The organism is Pseudomonas sp. NFACC42-2, assembly GCF_900116055.1.
Taxonomy (GTDB): Bacteria; Pseudomonadota; Gammaproteobacteria; order Pseudomonadales; family Pseudomonadaceae; genus Aquipseudomonas; species Aquipseudomonas marginalis.
Genome location: NZ_FOZO01000003.1, coordinates 61539 through 77863, shown reverse-complemented (window position 1 = coordinate 77863; position 16325 = coordinate 61539). Strand labels below are relative to the sequence as shown.

General features: G+C 60.5%; 21 protein-coding genes. 5 read left to right on the top strand and 16 right to left on the bottom strand.

The genetic code is table 11. The features are described 5' to 3' along the window. Positions 1-55 precede the first annotated feature (55 nt). Positions 56-313: a hypothetical protein gene (locus BM416_RS07685; RefSeq protein ID WP_065924279.1), complete on the bottom strand. Its 258-nt coding sequence runs from the start codon at positions 311-313 to the stop codon at positions 56-58. Positions 314-496: 183 nt separating this feature from the next. Between BM416_RS07685 and BM416_RS07680 the strand changes: the two genes are divergently transcribed. After that, positions 497-706 (top strand): hypothetical protein, encoded by a 210-nt coding sequence (locus BM416_RS07680; protein ID WP_027604790.1) that lies wholly within the window; start codon positions 497-499, stop codon positions 704-706. Between the two features lie 57 nt (positions 707-763). On the opposite strand, the gene BM416_RS07675 is transcribed toward BM416_RS07680, so the two are convergent. Then, positions 764-1351: a YajG family lipoprotein gene (locus BM416_RS07675; protein ID WP_092487032.1), complete on the bottom strand. Its 588-nt coding sequence runs from the start codon at positions 1349-1351 to the stop codon at positions 764-766. Between the two features lie 194 nt (positions 1352-1545). Between BM416_RS07675 and BM416_RS07670 the strand changes: the two genes are divergently transcribed. Then, positions 1546-1779 carry a hypothetical protein gene (locus tag BM416_RS07670; RefSeq protein WP_092487029.1) on the top strand — a complete coding sequence of 78 codons (234 nt, stop codon included), beginning with the start codon at positions 1546-1548 and terminating at the stop codon, positions 1777-1779. Between the two features lie 728 nt (positions 1780-2507). Beyond that, positions 2508-4016, top strand: a complete 1509-nt coding sequence (gene mqo, locus BM416_RS07665) for a malate dehydrogenase (quinone) (protein WP_092487026.1) — start codon at positions 2508-2510, stop codon at positions 4014-4016. Between the two features lie 69 nt (positions 4017-4085). On the opposite strand, the gene BM416_RS07660 is transcribed toward mqo, so the two are convergent. The 4 genes from BM416_RS07660 to BM416_RS07645 form a co-directional block, all read right to left on the bottom strand. Beyond that, positions 4086-4373, bottom strand: a complete 288-nt coding sequence (locus tag BM416_RS07660) for a PA4642 family protein (protein WP_027604794.1) — start codon at positions 4371-4373, stop codon at positions 4086-4088. A gap of 129 nt (positions 4374-4502) precedes the next feature. Then, on the bottom strand, positions 4503-4988 hold the full coding sequence (locus BM416_RS07655; RefSeq protein WP_027604795.1) for a hypothetical protein: 486 nt from the start codon (positions 4986-4988) through the stop codon (positions 4503-4505). A 35-nt stretch (positions 4989-5023) separates the two neighbouring features. Beyond that, positions 5024-5491: a WbuC family cupin fold metalloprotein gene (locus BM416_RS07650; protein WP_065938539.1), complete on the bottom strand. Its 468-nt coding sequence runs from the start codon at positions 5489-5491 to the stop codon at positions 5024-5026. 3 nt (positions 5492-5494) lie between these two features. Continuing rightward, positions 5495-6052, bottom strand: a complete 558-nt coding sequence (locus BM416_RS07645) for a hypoxanthine-guanine phosphoribosyltransferase (RefSeq protein ID WP_027604797.1) — start codon at positions 6050-6052, stop codon at positions 5495-5497. Between the two features lie 163 nt (positions 6053-6215). Here BM416_RS07645 and upp point away from each other — a divergent pair, with 163 nt between their 5' ends. Continuing rightward, positions 6216-6854: a uracil phosphoribosyltransferase gene (gene upp, locus BM416_RS07640; RefSeq protein ID WP_027604798.1), complete on the top strand. Its 639-nt coding sequence runs from the start codon at positions 6216-6218 to the stop codon at positions 6852-6854. A gap of 2 nt (positions 6855-6856) precedes the next feature. Next, positions 6857-8131, top strand: coding sequence for a uracil-xanthine permease family protein (locus BM416_RS07635; protein WP_092356139.1), 1275 nt, complete (start codon positions 6857-6859; stop codon positions 8129-8131). A gap of 130 nt (positions 8132-8261) precedes the next feature. Here the strand turns inward: BM416_RS07635 and hisC are convergent, their stop codons facing one another. The 10 genes from hisC to BM416_RS07585 form a co-directional block, all read right to left on the bottom strand. After that, on the bottom strand, positions 8262-9314 hold the full coding sequence (hisC, locus tag BM416_RS07630) for a histidinol-phosphate transaminase (RefSeq protein WP_092487023.1): 1053 nt from the start codon (positions 9312-9314) through the stop codon (positions 8262-8264). A 3-nt stretch (positions 9315-9317) separates the two neighbouring features. Beyond that, positions 9318-10637 carry a histidinol dehydrogenase gene (gene hisD, locus BM416_RS07625; RefSeq protein ID WP_092487020.1) on the bottom strand — a complete coding sequence of 440 codons (1320 nt, stop codon included), beginning with the start codon at positions 10635-10637 and terminating at the stop codon, positions 9318-9320. A 128-nt stretch (positions 10638-10765) separates the two neighbouring features. Then, on the bottom strand, positions 10766-11401 hold the full coding sequence (gene hisG, locus BM416_RS07620) for an ATP phosphoribosyltransferase (RefSeq protein WP_027604802.1): 636 nt from the start codon (positions 11399-11401) through the stop codon (positions 10766-10768). Between the two features lie 226 nt (positions 11402-11627). Next, on the bottom strand, positions 11628-12893 hold the full coding sequence (gene murA / locus BM416_RS07615) for a UDP-N-acetylglucosamine 1-carboxyvinyltransferase (protein ID WP_092487017.1): 1266 nt from the start codon (positions 12891-12893) through the stop codon (positions 11628-11630). Positions 12894-12916: 23 nt separating this feature from the next. Then, positions 12917-13156 carry a BolA family protein gene (locus tag BM416_RS07610; RefSeq protein ID WP_027604803.1) on the bottom strand — a complete coding sequence of 80 codons (240 nt, stop codon included), beginning with the start codon at positions 13154-13156 and terminating at the stop codon, positions 12917-12919. Between the two features lie 114 nt (positions 13157-13270). Further along, the gene (locus tag BM416_RS07605; protein ID WP_092487014.1) at positions 13271-13576 is read right to left on the bottom strand and encodes an STAS domain-containing protein; all 306 of its coding nucleotides are present in this window, start codon (positions 13574-13576) and stop codon (positions 13271-13273) included. Then, positions 13573-14220 carry an MlaC/ttg2D family ABC transporter substrate-binding protein gene (locus BM416_RS07600; protein WP_092487011.1) on the bottom strand — a complete coding sequence of 216 codons (648 nt, stop codon included), beginning with the start codon at positions 14218-14220 and terminating at the stop codon, positions 13573-13575. The genes BM416_RS07605 and BM416_RS07600 overlap by 4 nt, the downstream gene beginning before the upstream one ends. A gap of 11 nt (positions 14221-14231) precedes the next feature. Further along, positions 14232-14699, bottom strand: coding sequence for an outer membrane lipid asymmetry maintenance protein MlaD (gene mlaD / locus BM416_RS07595; RefSeq protein WP_003171814.1), 468 nt, complete (start codon positions 14697-14699; stop codon positions 14232-14234). After that, positions 14699-15496, bottom strand: a complete 798-nt coding sequence (mlaE, locus tag BM416_RS07590) for a lipid asymmetry maintenance ABC transporter permease subunit MlaE (protein WP_065938534.1) — start codon at positions 15494-15496, stop codon at positions 14699-14701. Before mlaE ends, mlaD begins: the two co-directional genes overlap by 1 nt. Continuing rightward, a complete protein-coding gene (locus BM416_RS07585) occupies positions 15496-16305 on the bottom strand; it encodes an ATP-binding cassette domain-containing protein (RefSeq protein ID WP_003171811.1) in 810 nt (269 codons plus the stop codon). Before BM416_RS07585 ends, mlaE begins: the two co-directional genes overlap by 1 nt. Between the last annotated feature and the right edge of the window lie 20 nt (positions 16306-16325).

The following is a 16325-nucleotide window of genomic DNA, read 5'->3' as shown; positions in this document are numbered from 1 at the left end:
GATCAAGAAAATATGGGAGGAGGCAAGCCCCCTCCCACATTGGTTCTGCGTTTTTTTAGATTCGGGTGCTGAGCCAGGAAGTAGCCAGCGCCAGTCCAAGGCAGGCGAACCCGATGCGGTAAGCCACACGGTGCGCCCGCTCGGTGCGCACATCCAGGAACAGCATGGGCTGGTCGATTGCGCGATCTTCACTTTGCGCCGTCAGTTCAGCCATGGCGCGTTGCTCGCGCAGGCGGGTGATGAACAGCAGCGCAGCGCCTGGGCAGGCCACTGATAAAGCCACGGCATTGATCAATAGTGCGGGCAGCGCCATCGCAAACCTCGATGAAACAGTCTGTGGGTATCGGTTCAGATACAAACCTTGACGGTAGTGGCCTCGAGCAGCAAAACCGCTCCATCTCCCATGGACGGCTAATGTATCCAGTAATTTACGCCGTCACCTGAACGTCACCTTAACAAGCCACTCTGTTGCCCTTCGAACATTCAGGAGCTTGTCATGCTGCACGCGCACAACCAGGATCGGCTGTATCTGATTGCCCAAAGCGACGAGCAGGAGGCGCTGATCGGCGGCCTGGCGTTCAACGTGCAGGACCGCCACTGGCTGGTGTATTGCGCCCTTGGCGGGCACCAGCATGCGGACTTGCCCGAGGCCGATCTGTTGACGGGGGTGAGCATGCTGGACTTTTGTATCGACACGGCCGCGTGAAACTGAAGGCATAAAAAAACCGGACTCATCGTTGAGCCCGGTTTTTTGTTTGAGCGATTACTGCGAGCTGAGCAATGAACCGATGCTTGGGTCCTTGAACAGGCGGGTCAAGGCGTCGCTCAGGACGTCGCTGACCAGCCTGGTGTTGGTTTCCTGGTTAGGCGACATGCCGAAGCGCTGGTTCAGCGACGCACCGTAACGGCCGCTGTAGCGACGGGTGCCGGCGGTGACGTCGGACTTGAAGGTGGCGCCAATGGACGCCTCGGTCACGTAAAGACCGTCTTTAGGCGACTGATACTTCAACTCGGCCAGGGTGATCGTCAACTGCGGAGCGCCCGGTGAGTTGGGGCTGGGGGTGAAACCCAGCAGGCGCACGGCCGCTTCGGCCTGGGCCTGCAGCTTGGGCAGCACGTCTTGAGCGTTCACCGACACCAGGGCGGTTTCCGGGTACAGGCCACCGCGCGAACCGAGTGTCGGCGACGGACGACCGTCCACCACCCGTACCGACACCGGCTGGCCATGGCCCACCGGGGCCAACTGCGTGGTGATTTTCGGTTCCGGGGTCAGTTGCTGCGGGCTGTTGGCGCAGCCAACCAGGGTCAAGCTGGTCACAGTGATCAAACCGAACAACAGGCGTTGCAACATGCGCTTCTCTCCAGAAATCAGGTACCGACAGGCCGGCAGTATAGCGGGGCGCCCCTGCAGGGAACTAGCGTCAGTTACAACCTGTGACCCGGGGCTTCGCCTGCGGTTCGATGTCACCGATATGTCATAGCCGTTACATGGGCTCGTCATCCGAAGCAGGCATGCTTGGCCTCAATCTCAGGAGGTTGATCGCCATGCATTTTCTCTGGTCGCTGTTTACGCGCAAGCCCGCCCTTCGCCAGTTCGCCCTGCTCGATGCGCAAGGCCGTTGCCAGGCGTTCAAAGCGTGCTGCCAGCCTCCCGTCGGCGAAGGCTGGGTGGAAATCGAAGAAATTCGCCTGAGCTGGATGCATCATCCGTTGCCGGCCCGCGCCCGTGTAAGCCCACGCCCTGCGCGGTCGCCACGTCACCAGGCGTTGGCCGCCTGACCGAACGCCTAATAAAAGTCATAAAACCCGCCCATTTCCCCGGCGTTCTTCGCTACAATCTCCCCCCGATTATAAGGACGTCTCCTGATCGGGCCTCGCAGCATCGTTAATGCCTCGGTATTAACCCCAAGAATCGCCCACAGAGAGCCGCCCACACAGATCCTGTGAAGCTGGCGCGCTTGCTGTTTCCTTTGCAAACCACCCGCCTTTGCCGAATCTGCCAGAGCTGCCATTGCGCTCGGCCACTTGAGTTGTTTGCCCGTTTTGCCGCGTGTCGGCAGAGGTTTGCGGGCCAGGTGCCAGGCCGGGGCAGCCCTTTTTTGAGGTTCACGTCTTCAAAAGAGCGTGAAAAAAACGGGTTTTCACAACTTCACAAGAGTGTGGCGAGCAAATGAATAGTTTGGCGTTTGTACAAGCACCATCAGCGTCTGGAACAGCCCAACCACACAGGCCCGAGTACTCCGCAAACACCGGAGCTTGAGCCTGTCCGCTACGGATTGATTGCACGAATCCCACGCTTTGACCATAAGTCGAATTGCCACAGGCGCCCATGAATGCGTTCATAGGCAGATCAGGCCGGGCAGGAAGCGTGTGCTGAATGTGCAAGGAATTGCGAAACGGACATGGCGATCCTGGCCATGGGTAACCTGGGGCAACACGTGAAACGCCCCGTCACTCCTGGCAGCCATGCCGTCAATTTGGTGCTGCAGATTTTGGAGACGCGTTAAATGGCGCATAACGAAGCAGTCGACGTAGTACTGGTAGGGGCCGGCATCATGAGTGCCACCCTGGCCGTACTGCTCAAAGAGCTCGACCCCGGCCTCAAGCTGGAAGTCGTTGAGCTGATGGACTCGGGTGCCGCGGAAAGTTCCAACCCGTGGAACAACGCCGGTACCGGCCACGCCGGGCTGTGTGAGCTGAACTACACGCCCCAGGCCGCCGATGGTTCCATCGACATCAAGAAAGCCGTGCACATCAACACCCAGTTCGAGGTGTCGAAGCAGTTCTGGGCCTACCTGACCAGGAAGGGCACCTTTGGCTCGTCCAAGTCCTTTATCAGCCCGGTGCCGCACCTGAGCTTCGTGCAGGGCGAAAAAGGCGTGGAGTTCCTCAGGAAGCGCTTTGAAACCCTCAGCCAGCACCATGCGTTCTCGGACATGCACTACACCGAAGACCGCAGCGAAATGGCCGAGTGGATGCCACTGATGATGCCGGGGCGCCCGCTCGACGAAAAAATCGCGGCCACCCGCGTGATGAACGGCACCGACGTCAACTTCGGCGCCCTGACCAACCAGTTGCTCGCTCACCTGACCAGCTCCCCGGACGCCCAGGTCAAGTACAGCAAGCGCGTGACCGGCCTCAAGCGTAACGGTGCGGGCTGGACCGTGAGCATCAAGGACGTCAACAGCGGCAACAGCCGCGAAGTGGACGCCAAGTTCGTGTTCCTCGGCGCCGGTGGCGCGGCCCTGCCGCTGCTGCAAGCCTCGGGTATCGAAGAAAGCAAAGGGTTTGGCGGTTTCCCGGTCAGCGGCCAGTGGCTGCGTTGCGACAACCCGGAAGTGGTCAAGCACCACCAGGCCAAGGTCTACAGCCAGGCTGCCGTGGGCTCGCCGCCGATGTCCGTGCCGCACCTGGACACCCGCGTAGTCGACGGCAAGAAATCCCTGCTGTTCGGACCGTACGCCGGCTTTACCACCAAGTTCCTCAAGCACGGTTCGTTCCTCGACCTGCCGCTGTCGGTTCGCGCCGGCAACATTGGCCCGATGCTGGCCGTGGCCCGCGACAACATGGACCTGACCAAGTACCTGGTCAGCGAAGTGATGCAGTCCATGGAGCAGCGCCTGGAATCCCTGCGTCGCTTCTACCCTGAAGCGAAAGCCGAAGACTGGCGCCTGGAAGTGGCCGGCCAACGGGTGCAGATCATCAAGAAAGACCCGAAGAAAGGCGGCGTGCTGCAATTTGGCACCGAGCTGGTCGCGGCCAAGGACGGTTCGCTGGCTGCGCTGCTGGGTGCCTCCCCGGGCGCCTCGGTGACGGTGTCGATCATGCTGGAATTGATCGAGCGTTGCTTCCCGCAGAAAGCTGCCGGTGAATGGGCGACCAAGCTGCACGAGATCTTCCCGGCACGGGAGAAGGTCCTGGAGACTGATGCCGAGCTGTATCGCAAGATCAATACGCAGAACAACATCAGCCTCGAACTGGTTGAGCAGAGCAACGAGGCCGAGAGCTACGCCTAAGGCATTGCGGCCATGAAAAACGCCCCGCTCTCGCGATGAGAACGGGGCGTTTTTTGTGGCCGGGAATAATCAGCCGCGGGCGTTGTCGATCAGCTCGATATAGTCGGCGGCGTTGCGCTGGTCCTTGATCAGGTCGACAAAGGTCTGGCCGTGCTCATCCTTGCCATCCAGGTCCAAACCGGCCGCCTTGAAGAAAACCAGGAAGCGTTCGAAGTCGTCGATACGCAGGCCACGGTAGGCCTTGATCAGTTTGTGCAGGGACGGGGAAGTCGCGTCAACCGGCTCGAAGTCCAGGAACAACTTGATCTGGTCGTCGCCGATCTCGTCACCAATCACCTGTTTCTTATCTTTACGCATTACCGACTCCAGCCAGCAGACATTTACACGGGATTTGAAGTCTACCTGCGAGGCGCAGGCTTCGAAAGCGGTGAAGAACCAATGTGGACGGGGGCAAGCCCTTCCCACATTGGTTCTTCAGTGTTTTTGCTATTTGCTACGAACAGCACCGGTATGCACATCCGCCCAGACATGCCCGTTGGCGTAACTGAGGAACTGCACATACACCGTGTCATTGCGCAGCAGGTCGACAATCACTCGGTACTGGGCCACCGGGTAGGACAGGGTCAAGGTTTTGCTCTTGTCATCGTATACCGGCTTTTTCAGGCTTTTGCTTTCGGCATCGAAGTTGAGCACCACCTGGCTGATAGTCGCGCCTTTGTTCAGGGACTTGCCCTTGAGACGGATCATCAGCGGCGAGGTCACCGGGATCGGCTGTTGCGTGGATTGACGCTGGTTGCCCACCACCACCGCATACTCGGTGACTTGCAGCAGTTGCTGCTGGTCAGGGGTTTCGGCGCGCAGGGTCAGATCGTCCGGCGGCAGGAACTGCGCATGCATCGGCGCAGGCGCCGCAGCCAGCGGCAGACTGAGGGTCAACGCCAGGGCGGCGCAGGTGCGTATCAACAGGCTCATGGGCCGCTCCGCAAGAGGTGGCCCAGCACTGTAGCTCAATCGAACTGGGCAAGCATCCAGCGTTGATACTCGGCCACGTTGGCGTCGCCTTCACGGGGCGCCCAATCGGCCAGTTCGCCTTCGCCCACCGGCCGATAAGGCCCGGCCTTGCACTCGAACATCACCGTGTCGGGCGCCAGCACCACCAGGCCATGGAACACGCCGGGCGGCAGGTCGACGCCCGAGCATTCGCCGCCGGCCTGCATCACGCGCTTGGCAAGCACCTCGCCGGTGTCGCTGAACACCAGCAAGCCCAAGCGCCCCTGGAGGACCAGCAAGGTTTCCGCCTTGTCCGCGCTCAAGTGCCGATGGGGCGGCACGTAGGTGCTGGGCTGCAGGCCCACGGCCAGGCGATGGCACGGCTCTTCCATCTGATGAAAGTTGTGATGATGCCGGCCACGGAGGCTGGCGCCCGCTTTCTCGGCCAACTCGGCAAACAGCGTCTGATCAAGAAAGCGGGTCATGGGTTACATACCTTTGACGGCGTAGATTCCATTGGCGTTGCGCCAGTAGCCCTTGTAATCCATACCGTAACCGAAGATGTAGCGATCGATGCACGGCAGGCCGACGAAATCGGCTTTCAACTCGGGACGGGCCTTGCGGTCGTGGTCTTTGTCGATCAGCACGGCGGTGTGCACCTTACGTGCGCCAGCGTGTTTGCAGAAGTCGATGATCGCGCCCAGGGTGTGGCCCTCATCGAGGATGTCATCGATGATCAGCACGTCGCGGTCGATGAACGAAACTTCCGGCTTGGCTTTCCAGAACAGGTCGCCGCCGCTGGTTTCGTTGCGATAACGAGTGGCGTGCAGGTAAGACGCTTCCAACGGGAACTGCAGGTGAGTCAGCAATTTGCCGGCGAAGATCAGGCCACCGTTCATCACGCAGAAGACCACCGGGTTGGTGTCGGCCATCTCGCGAGTGATGTGTGCGCCGACCTTGGCGATCGCTGCTTCGACTTGCGCTTCGGTGTACAGGCAGTCAGCCTCGCGCATGATTTGACGGATATGCTCGAGATCAGCGGACATGGCGCTCTCCAAGGGGTGCTGTGGCAAGAAAAGCGGGCGAAGGTACGCTTCTCATGCGCTCCGAGCAAGCCTTAATGGACTAACGTACTAGATGTCTATAGGACAACACCCTCGGATAGATTAATCTAGGCCGGTTTTTTTGCCCGCCGCCGGAGCCTTTCCCATGCCCACTCGCGAGATCCGCCACCCGCTGATCCGACACAAACTCGGCCTTATGCGCCGCGCCGACATCAGCACGAAGAATTTCCGTGAGCTTGCTCAGGAAGTTGGAGCGCTGCTCACTTACGAAGCCACCAAAGATTTGCCCCTGGAAACCTACGACATCGAAGGTTGGGCTGGCACCGTCCAGGTCGAGAAAATCGCCGGTAAGAAAATTACCGTGGTGCCGATCCTGCGTGCCGGTATCGGCATGCTCGAAGGCGTGCTCAGCCTGATCCCGGGCGCCAAGGTCAGCGCCGTCGGCGTCGCCCGCAACGAAGAAACCCTGCAGGCCCACACCTACCTGGAAAAACTCGTACCGGAAATCAACGAGCGCCTGGCCATGATCATCGACCCGATGCTCGCTACCGGCAGCTCCATGGTTGCCACCATCGACCTGCTGAAAAAAGCCGGTTGCCGGGACATCCGTGCCATGGTGCTGGTGGCCGCGCCCGAAGGCATCGCCGCCGTCGAGAAAGCCCACCCGGACGTGCAGATCTACACCGCCTCCATCGACGAGCGCCTGAACGAACACGGTTACATCATCCCAGGCCTGGGCGATGCCGGTGACAAGATCTTCGGCACCAAGCAGAAGGACGCGTGAGCATGCAGGATGAGTTCAACGACCCGCTTTGGCGCCAGATCCTGTCTGGCGCACAGATGCTCTTCGTAGCATTTGGCGCGCTGGTGTTGATGCCACTGATCACAGGTCTTGATCCAAACGTCGCCCTGTTCACCGCCGGCCTGGGCACGTTGTTGTTCCAACTGGTGACAGGACGGCAGGTGCCGGTCTTCCTGGCGTCGAGCTTTGCCTTCATTACCCCGATCATTCTTGCCAAGGGCCAGTTCGGCCTCGCGGCGACCATGGGCGGGGTGATGGCGGCCGGTTTTGTCTATACCTTCCTCGGCCTGGCCGTGAAGATCAAAGGCACCGGTTTCATCGACCGCCTGTTGCCACCTGTGGTGATCGGCCCGGTGATCATTTCCATCGGCCTGGCCATGGCACCGATTGCCGCGAACATGGCGATGGGTAAATCCGGCGATGGAACCGAGTTGATTCATTACCAGACGGCGATGATGATCTCGATGCCGGCGCTGCTGACCACGTTGATCGTCGCGGTGTTCGGCAAGGGCATTTTCCGCCTGGTGCCGATCATCTCCGGCGTGCTGGTGGGCTTTGCCATGGCGTTCTACTTCGGCGTGGTCGACACGGCGAAGATCGCCGCCGCCCCGTGGTTCGCCCTGCCCCACTTCACCGCGCCGGAGTTCAACTGGCAGGCGATCCTGTTTATCGTCCCGGTGGCCCTGGCCCCGGCGATCGAACATATCGGCGGCGTGATTGCGGTGGGCAGCGTGACCGGTCGCGACTACCTGAAGAAACCTGGCCTGCACCGCACCCTGCTCGGTGACGGGATCGCCACCACGGCCGCCGGCCTGTTTGGCGGCCCGCCGAACACCACCTACGCCGAAGTGACGGGCGCGGTGATGCTGACCAAGAACTACAACCCGAAGATCATGACCTGGGCGGCAGTGTTTGCCATCAGCCTGGCGTTCATCGGCAAATTCGGTGCACTGCTGCAAAGCATCCCGGTACCGGTGATGGGCGGGATCCTGTGCCTGCTGTTCGGCTCGATTGCCGCGGTGGGGATGAACACCTTGATCCGCCACAGGATTGACCTGGGTGAGGCGCGCAATCTGGTGATTGTGTCGGTGACCCTGGTGTTCGGGATTGGTGGGGTGCTGGTGGGAACCGGGACCGGTCCGGATGACTTCGGCCTGAAGGGCATTGCCCTGTGTGCGGTGGTAGCGATTGGCCTGAACCTGTTGCTGCCGGGCAATGATGGCTGGAAGAACAAGAAGCCGGATGAGCCGCTGATCTAACACATATGGCAGAACCTAATGTGGGAGGGGGCTTGCTCCCGATGGCAGTGTGTCAGTCAATTCATTAGCTGACTGACACACCGCTATCGGGGGCAAGCCCCCTCCCACATTTTTTGATCTTCAGTTTGGCTTAGAGCTCACCCAACCCATCGATCAGCGCCTGGTTCTGCTCCGGCGTACCGATGCTGATCCGCAGGAACTGGGCAATCCGCTCCTGCTTGAAGTGCCGCACGATCACCCCTTGCTCACGCAGCTTGGCCGCCAGGCCGGCTGCATCGTGCCGTGGGTGGCGGGCAAAGATGAAGTTGGCCGCTGACGGCAGCACTTCAAAGCCCTTGCCTTCCAGTTGCGCGACCAATTGGTCGCGACTGTCGATGACCAACCGGCACGTCTTCTCGAAGTACTCCCGGTCCTCGAACGCCGCCGCCGCGCCGACAATTGCCAGGCGATCCAGCGGATAGGAGTTGAAGCTGTTCTTGACCCGCTCCAGCGCTTCGATGAGGTCCGGGTGGCCCACGGCCAGGCCCACACGCAAACCGGCCAGTGAGCGCGATTTGGACAGGGTCTGGGTCACCAGCAGGTTCGGGTAACGGTCCACCAGGCTGATGGCGGTTTCGCCGCCAAAGTCGATATAGGCTTCATCGACCACCACCACCGAATCCGGGCTGGCCTTGAGAATCTGCTCCACGGCGTCCAGCGCCAGCACACAGCCGGTGGGCGCGTTCGGGTTAGGGAAGATGATCCCGCCGTTGGGCCTGGCGTAGTCCGCTACGCGGATCTGGAACTGCTCGTCCAACGGTACCGGGTCGGACTTGATGCCGTAGAGGCCGCAGTACACCGGATAGAAGCTGTAGCTGATATCCGGGAACAGCAACGGCAGCTCGTGCTGGAACAGGCCGTGGAAGATGTGCGCCAGGACTTCATCGGAGCCGTTACCGAGGAACACCTTGCCGGCGTCTATCCCGTAGTACTTGGCCACGGCCTGCTTGAGCAGGTCGCTGTTGGGGTCCGGGTACAGGCGCAGGTTGTCGTTCAACTCGGCCTGCATCGCAGCCAGCGCCTTGGGCGACGGGCCGTAGGGGTTTTCATTGGTGTTGAGCTTGACCAGCCTGGTCAGCTTCGGTTGCTCGCCGGGCACGTAAGGCACGAGGTCCTTGACGAAGGGGCTCCAGAATTTGCTCATGTGTTATTCCCCCTCTTCCAGGATTCGGTACTCAGCGCTACGGGCGTGGGCGCTCAAGGATTCACCACGGGCCAGCACCGAAGCGGTCTTGCCCAATTCGGAAGCGCCTTGTGGCGAGCAAAAGATGATCGACGAACGCTTCTGGAAGTCATACACCCCCAGCGGCGACGAGAAGCGCGCGGTGCCGGAAGTCGGCAGCACGTGGTTGGGACCGGCGCAGTAGTCGCCCAGGGCTTCGCTGGTGTGGCGGCCCATGAAGATCGCACCCGCATGGCGAATCGACGGCAGCCAGGCCTGTGGATCGGCCACGGACAGCTCCAGGTGCTCCGGCGCGATACGGTTGGCCACTTCGATGGCCTGTTCCATGTCACGCACCAGGATCAGCGCGCCACGGCCGTTGATCGACTTCTCGATGATCTCGGCGCGGTCCATGGTCGGCAGCAGCTTATCGATGCTGGCGGCGACCTTGTCGAGGAACTCGGCGTCCGGGCTGACCAGGATCGCCTGGGCGTCCTCATCGTGCTCGGCCTGGGAGAACAGGTCCATGGCGATCCAGTCCGGGTCGGTCTGGCCGTCGCACACCACGAGGATTTCCGAAGGGCCGGCGATCATGTCGATACCGACCTGGCCGAACACGTGGCGCTTGGCAGTGGCCACATAGATGTTGCCGGGGCCGACCACCTTGTCGACCTTGGGTACGCTTTCGGTGCCATAAGCCAGGGCGGCAACCGCTTGGGCACCGCCGATGGTAAACACGCGGTCGACACCGGCGATGCAGGCGGCAGCCAGTACCAGTTCGTTGATTTCACCGCGCGGGGTTGGTACCACCATGACCACTTCGGTCACGCCGGCCACCTTGGCAGGAATCGCGTTCATCAATACCGACGAGGGGTACGAGGCTTTGCCACCCGGCACGTACAAACCGGCACGGTCCAGGGGCGTGACCTTCTGGCCCAGTACGGTGCCGTCGGCTTCGGTGTAGCTCCAGGAATCCTGCTTCTGTTTTTCGTGGTAGCTGCGCACTCGGGTCGCGGCGACTTCGAGGGCCTGGCGCTGGGGCGCGGTGATGCGCGTCAGGGCCAGTTCCAGGCGTTCGCGGGGCAGGATCAGGTCGGACATGGACTTGACGTCCAGACCGTCGAACTGCCGGGTGAAATCCACCAGCGCCGCATCACCGCGCTCGCGCACCGCCTTGATAATGTCGAGGACCCGCTGGTTGACCGAGTCGTCGGACACGCTTTCCCAGCTCAGCAGATGATCCAGATGATGGGCGAAATCCGGGTCGGCAGCGTTGAGTCGGGCAATTGCAGTGGACGTGGTCATAGCGAGGGCCTCAATAGAATTGGCAAAAACTCAGGCGCCCTAAACTAGCAGTCGTTTCCGCTTGGGCACCTGAGAATTCTGGCTATGAGGCGGATAGACGGGCGCAGCTTTTCAGCTACGCGGGTGAGTCAACCGCGGTGTCGAGACTCCACTGCCTGGCGCAGGGTGTCGATCAACGCCTGGATACGGGCGTGCTGCATCTTCATCGACGCCTTGTTGACGATCAGCCGGGAGCTGATGTCGGCGATAAAGTCCTGTGGTTCGAGACCGTTGGCACGCAGGGTGTTGCCGGTGTCGACCACGTCGATGATCTTGTCGGCCAGGCCGATCAGCGGCGCCAGTTCCATCGAGCCGTAGAGCTTGATGATATCGACCTGGCGGCCTTGCTCGGCGTAGTAACGCTTGGCGACATTGACGAACTTGGTGGCTACGCGCAGGCGGCCTTTAGGCTCGACATCACCGACACGGCCGGCGGTCATCAGCTTGCACAGGGCAATGCGCAGGTCCAGCGGCTCGTACAGGCCTTGGCCGCCGTATTCCATCAACACGTCTTTACCGGCGACACCGAGGTCGGCCGCGCCATGTTCAACATAGGTCGGCACGTCGGTAGCCCGTACGATCAGCAGGCGAACGTCGTCCTGGGTCGTAGGGATGATCAGCTTGCGGCTCTTGTCCGGATTCTCGGTCGGCACGATGCCCGCTTCAGCCAGAAGCGGCAAAGTGTCGTCAAGGATGCGGCCCTTGGACAGTGCGATGGTCAACATGGGAAACGTCAGTCCTTCATCAGGCTATTGCTGTCCGGTCGCAAACGGCGCCGGACACAGATCGAGGCCATGACAGCCTCGATTTGAAACAAATTCAGCTAACAGCAAGCACAGCCCTGTGGCGAGGGAGCTTGCTCCCGCTGGGTCGCGAAGCGGCCCCAAAAATCTTGGGAGCGCTTCGCACTCCAGCGGGAGCAAGCTCCCTCGCCACAGATCACTCCGGGGACTAGCCCGGTACGCGGCGGATTTTCGCGCCGAGCATCTGCAGTTTTTCTTCGATGCACTCGTAACCACGGTCGATGTGGTAGATGCGGTCGATCAGGGTGTCGCCTTCGGCGATCAGCGCCGAGATCACCAGGCTGGCCGAAGCGCGCAGGTCGGTGGCCATGACTGGCGCGCCCTTGAGCTTCTCGGTGCCGGTCACGATGGCAGTGTTGCCTTCGACCTGGATCTTCGCGCCCATGCGGTGCAGTTCGTACACGTGCATGAAACGGTTTTCGAAGATGGTCTCGATCACGGCACCGGTACCTTCGGCAATGGCGTTCAAGGAGATGAACTGCGCCTGCATGTCGGTCGGGAACGCCGGGTATGGAGCGGTACGCACGTTAACGGCTTTTGGCCGCTTGCCGTGCATGTTCAGCTCGATCCAGTCTTCACCGGTGGTGATTTCGGCACCGGCTTCGCGCAGTTTTTCCAGGACCGCTTCCAGGATGGTCGGATCGGTGTCCTTGACCTTGACGCGACCACCGGTGACGGCGGCAGCAACCAGGTAGGTACCGGTCTCGATGCGGTCCGGCATCACTTTGTAGGTGGCCGGGTGCAGGCGTTTCACACCTTCGATGGTGATGGTGTCGGTGCCGGCGCCGGTGATGTTGGCGCCCATGGCGATCAGGAAGTTGGCCAGGTCGACCACTTCAGGCTCGCGCGCAGCGTTTTGCAGCACACTGCGGCCGTTTGCCAAAGCAGCAGCCATCATGATGTTCTCGGTACCGGTCACGCTGACGGTATCAAAGAAGAAGTTGGCGCCACGCAGGCCGCCTTCCGGCGCCTTGGCCTTGATGTAGCCGCCTTCGACGTCGATGGTCGCGCCCATGGCCTCAAGGCCACGAATGTGCAGGTCCACCGGACGCGAGCCAATGGCGCAACCGCCAGGCAATGCGACTTCGGCTTCGCCGAAACGAGCGACCATCGGGCCCAGTACCAGGATCGACGCACGCATGGTTTTTACCAGTTCGTACGGGGCGATCAGGGTCTTGATGGTGCGCGGGTCGATTTCGACGGACAGCTTCTCGTCGATTACCGGCTCGATACCCATGCGACCAAACAGCTCGATCATGGTGGTGATGTCGTGCAGGTGCGGCAGGTTGGCCACGGTCACAGGGCCATCGCACAGCAGGGTCGCAGCCAGGATCGGCAAGGCAGAGTTTTTCGCACCGGAAATGCGAATCTCGCCATCAAGGCGGGCACCGCCGGTAATAATCAATTTATCCATAAGAATCTCGACGCCTTGGGGGCTCAGGTGCGCTCGGCCCAGGCCGCGCGGCTGAAAAATTTCATAGTGACCGCGTGGATGCTGCCATCGGTGATCCACGGGTTCAAATGGGCATAGATCTGCTGCTGACGCTTGACCGGGCTGAGTGCCGCCAGTTCATCGCTAATCACGTTCAGCTGGAAGTTGCAGCCTTCGCCTTCAACTTCTACGTTCGTATCCGGCAGCTTTCCTTCGAGAAAGCTCTTAACTTCTAGGGCCTGCATGATCAACCTCTATCGGCGCCCAGTGCGCACGGGTCGCACATCATACAAAAAAGCCCCGCGCCTGCGAACCCCGCATAGCAGGACTCTGACGGGGGGCTTTATCGATAATGTGTATTAAGGATGCGCCAACAGCTCGGTCAAACCGGAAACTTCGGCGATTTCACGCATGTCTTCGGGCAATGCACGGATGCTCACCGACTTTTTGGCCGCCTCGGCATCACGCATGAAACACAGCAGCAACGACAAGCCGACACTGCTGGACTTGGTTACCGCCGAGCAATCCAGCACCAGCGCAGGGGCCGTGCTGGTCTTGATCAGCGCATGGCCCTGCTTGCGCAGGTCGGGCCCGGTGCGGTAATCGAGCACGCCGCTGAGGAACAGCTCTCCCGCGTCGCCGAGACGAACAGCCGACTCGGTCATTGCGCAGGTTTCCCGGCGGCTTTATCGGTCTCTTCCTTGGCCTTGGCGACTTCACCGGCCCAACCATTGATGGTTTTGTCCAGGTCGTTGCCATTGCGCTGCATGGCGTCGGCGAACTGGTCACGGAACAGCTTGCCGATGTTGATGCCGTTGATGATCACATTGCGCAGTTTCCACTCGCCATTGATCTTCTCCAGCGTGTACTGCACCGGGTAGACGGCACCATTGTTGCCCTTGACGCTCATGTTGACACTGGTGCGGTCGCCCGACTCATCCCCGGCGGGAGCGACGGTAATGCCCTGGTTGTTGTACTCAAGCAAAGCGTTGCCATAGAACTGGAACAGGCCGCGCTTGAAGTTTTCCTGGAACGTTTGCATTTGCGCATCGGTGGCCTTGCGCGAATATTTGACCGTCATGATGCTGCGCGAAATACCTTCAGCATCGACGACCGGGCCCACGATGCTGTTCAGCGCCTCGTAGAATTTGCTCGGATCTTGCTTGTACTGCTCTTTATTGGCAGTCAGGTCAGCCAACATCCTGTTGGTAGTGTCCTGCACCAGCTCGTGCGCAGAACCCGCTGCGTTGGCCATCAACGGCAGCGCTGCCAGCAGTACCAGGAGGCCACGTCGCAAGGTAGAGATCATGTACAGATTCCTCATTTGGCGTCTTTATTGACCGTATTGAGCAGGAATTTACCGATCAGGTCTTCAAGTACCAGCGACGACTGCGTGTCGTGGATGGTCGAGCCATCCTTGAGCAGGGCTGTTTCCCCGCCCACGCTGACACCGATGTACTTCTCGCCCAGCAGACCCGCAGTGAGGATAGATGCAGTGGAGTCGGTCGGCAGATTATCTACCTTCTTGTCCAGTTGCATCGTCACTCGCCCGGTGAAGCTGTCGCGATCCAGATCGATTGCCGTGACCTTGCCGATGGTCACACCGGCCATGGTCACTTTAGCTCTGACAGTCAAACCGGCGATATTGTCGAAGTACGCGTAAAGTTTATAAGTATCGGCGGTGGGGCTGGCCGAAAGGCCGCTGACTCGCAGGGCCAGCAACAGTAAAGCCAGGATGCCAGCCAGCAAGAAAAGGCCGACACCGATTTCCACAGTGCGGTTTTGCATCAGAAATCTCCAAACATCAAGGCGGTCAAAATGAAGTCAAGGCCCAGTACTGCCAACGAGGCGTACACAACGGTCTTGGTGGTGGCGCGACTGATCCCTTCTGAAGTGGGCTCACAGTCATAGCCTTGGAATACGGCGATCCAGGTCACTACAAAGGCGAATACGATGCTCTTTATGACACCATTGAGCACGTCACCGCTGAAGGTCACGCTGTTTTGCATGTTGGCCCAGTAGGAGCCGTCATAGACGCCCAACCAGTCAACTGCTACCCACGAACCGCCCCAGATACCGACCACGCTGAAGATCATCGCCAGCAACGGCAGGGAAATAAAGCCGGCCCACAGGCGCGGGGCAACAATGTACTTGAGCGGGTCCACGCCGATCATTTCCAGGCTGGACAACTGCTCGGTGGACTTCATGTTGCCGATTTCGGCGGTCAACGCAGAACCCGCACGCCCGGCGAACAGCAACGCAGTCACGACCGGCCCCAGCTCACGCAGCAGCGTCAGGGCTACCATCTGCCCCACCGCCTGCTCCGAACCGTAGCTGGACAGGATATTGAAGCCCTGCAACGCCAGCACCATCCCGATGAACACCCCGGAGACCACAATGATCACCAGGGACATCACGCCCACCGAATGCAGCTGCTTGATCAACAGGCCGAAGCCGCCGCCAATGCCTCCGCGGCCGAGCAACGCGTGAAACAGGAAAATCGTCGAGCGGCCCAGCACTTCGACGATGTCGATACCGGATCGACCGAAAAGGCGAACCTTCTCGATAAGAGATGTCTTGCGCATCAGCGCTTCCCCAGAAGGTCTGAGCGGTAATCCGCTGCCGGAAAGTGAAAAGGCACGGGGCCATCGGGATCGCCGGTCATGAATTGGCGAATACGCGGGTTGTCGGCGTTCATCAGTTCTTCAGGCGTACCCTGCCCCAGCACCTGGCCATCGCCGACTACATAAAGGTAATCGGCAATGCTCGCGGTTTCTGCAAGGTCGTGGGAGACCACGATGCTGGTGATACCCAGGGCATCGTTGAGCAGACGGATCAGGCGGACCAGCACGCCCATGGCAATCGGATCCTGGCCGACGAAGGGCTCGTCGTACATGAGGATCTGCGGGTCGAGGGCAATGGCGCGCGCCAGGGCCACGCGGCGCTTCATGCCGCCGGACAGTTCGTCGGGCATCAGGTCGATGGCGCCGCGAAGGCCCACGGCCTGCAGTTTCAGCAACACAATGTCACGAATCATTTCGTCGGACAGCTGGGTATGCACCCGCAACGGAAACGCCACGTTCTCGAACACATCGAGGTCGGTAAACAGCGCACCGCTCTGGAACAGCACCCCCATATGCTTGCGCGCATCGAACAGATCGCTGCGCGACAGCGTCGGCAGGTTCTGGCCGTTGACCCATACTTCACCGGCGCTGGGGCGCAATTGCATGCCCATCAGACGCAGCAGCGTGGTCTTGCCGCAACCGGACGGACCCATGATGCCCGTGACCTTGCCGCGGGGAATGCGAATATCGACGTTATTGAAGATGCTGCGCGTCCCGCGCTTGAAGGTCAGTCCCTTCAGCTCGACCGCGTAGGCGTTATCGGCACTCATCTAAACTCCTTGGGATGCAG

What these genes read in the sequence shown, in the direction of transcription:
- murA (WP_092487017.1), bottom strand. Translation starts at nt 12,893, where the DNA reads ATGGATAAATTGATTATTACCGGCGGTGCCCGCCTTGATGGCGAGATT.
- BM416_RS07675 (WP_092487032.1), bottom strand. Translation starts at nt 1,351, where the DNA reads ATGTTGCAACGCCTGTTGTTCGGTTTGATCACTGTGACCAGCTTGACC.
- mlaD (WP_003171814.1), bottom strand. Translation starts at nt 14,699, where the DNA reads ATGCAAAACCGCACTGTGGAAATCGGTGTCGGCCTTTTCTTGCTGGCT.
- hisG (WP_027604802.1), bottom strand. Translation starts at nt 11,401, where the DNA reads ATGTTGACCATCGCACTGTCCAAGGGCCGCATCCTTGACGACACTTTG.
- hisD (WP_092487020.1), bottom strand. Translation starts at nt 10,637, where the DNA reads ATGACCACGTCCACTGCAATTGCCCGACTCAACGCTGCCGACCCGGAT.
- BM416_RS07585 (WP_003171811.1), bottom strand. Translation starts at nt 16,305, where the DNA reads ATGAGTGCCGATAACGCCTACGCGGTCGAGCTGAAGGGACTGACCTTC.
- BM416_RS07655 (WP_027604795.1), bottom strand. Translation starts at nt 4,988, where the DNA reads ATGAGCCTGTTGATACGCACCTGCGCCGCCCTGGCGTTGACCCTCAGT.
- BM416_RS07650 (WP_065938539.1), bottom strand. Translation starts at nt 5,491, where the DNA reads ATGACCCGCTTTCTTGATCAGACGCTGTTTGCCGAGTTGGCCGAGAAA.
- BM416_RS07635 (WP_092356139.1), top strand. Translation starts at nt 6,857, where the DNA reads ATGCAGGATGAGTTCAACGACCCGCTTTGGCGCCAGATCCTGTCTGGC.
- hisC (WP_092487023.1), bottom strand. Translation starts at nt 9,314, where the DNA reads ATGAGCAAATTCTGGAGCCCCTTCGTCAAGGACCTCGTGCCTTACGTG.
- upp (WP_027604798.1), top strand. Translation starts at nt 6,216, where the DNA reads ATGCCCACTCGCGAGATCCGCCACCCGCTGATCCGACACAAACTCGGC.
- mqo (WP_092487026.1), top strand. Translation starts at nt 2,508, where the DNA reads ATGGCGCATAACGAAGCAGTCGACGTAGTACTGGTAGGGGCCGGCATC.
- BM416_RS07670 (WP_092487029.1), top strand. Translation starts at nt 1,546, where the DNA reads ATGCATTTTCTCTGGTCGCTGTTTACGCGCAAGCCCGCCCTTCGCCAG.
- BM416_RS07685 (WP_065924279.1), bottom strand. Translation starts at nt 313, where the DNA reads ATGGCGCTGCCCGCACTATTGATCAATGCCGTGGCTTTATCAGTGGCC.
- BM416_RS07680 (WP_027604790.1), top strand. Translation starts at nt 497, where the DNA reads ATGCTGCACGCGCACAACCAGGATCGGCTGTATCTGATTGCCCAAAGC.
- BM416_RS07605 (WP_092487014.1), bottom strand. Translation starts at nt 13,576, where the DNA reads ATGACCGAGTCGGCTGTTCGTCTCGGCGACGCGGGAGAGCTGTTCCTC.
- BM416_RS07610 (WP_027604803.1), bottom strand. Translation starts at nt 13,156, where the DNA reads ATGCAGGCCCTAGAAGTTAAGAGCTTTCTCGAAGGAAAGCTGCCGGAT.
- BM416_RS07600 (WP_092487011.1), bottom strand. Translation starts at nt 14,220, where the DNA reads ATGATCTCTACCTTGCGACGTGGCCTCCTGGTACTGCTGGCAGCGCTG.
- mlaE (WP_065938534.1), bottom strand. Translation starts at nt 15,496, where the DNA reads ATGCGCAAGACATCTCTTATCGAGAAGGTTCGCCTTTTCGGTCGATCC.
- BM416_RS07645 (WP_027604797.1), bottom strand. Translation starts at nt 6,052, where the DNA reads ATGTCCGCTGATCTCGAGCATATCCGTCAAATCATGCGCGAGGCTGAC.
- BM416_RS07660 (WP_027604794.1), bottom strand. Translation starts at nt 4,373, where the DNA reads ATGCGTAAAGATAAGAAACAGGTGATTGGTGACGAGATCGGCGACGAC.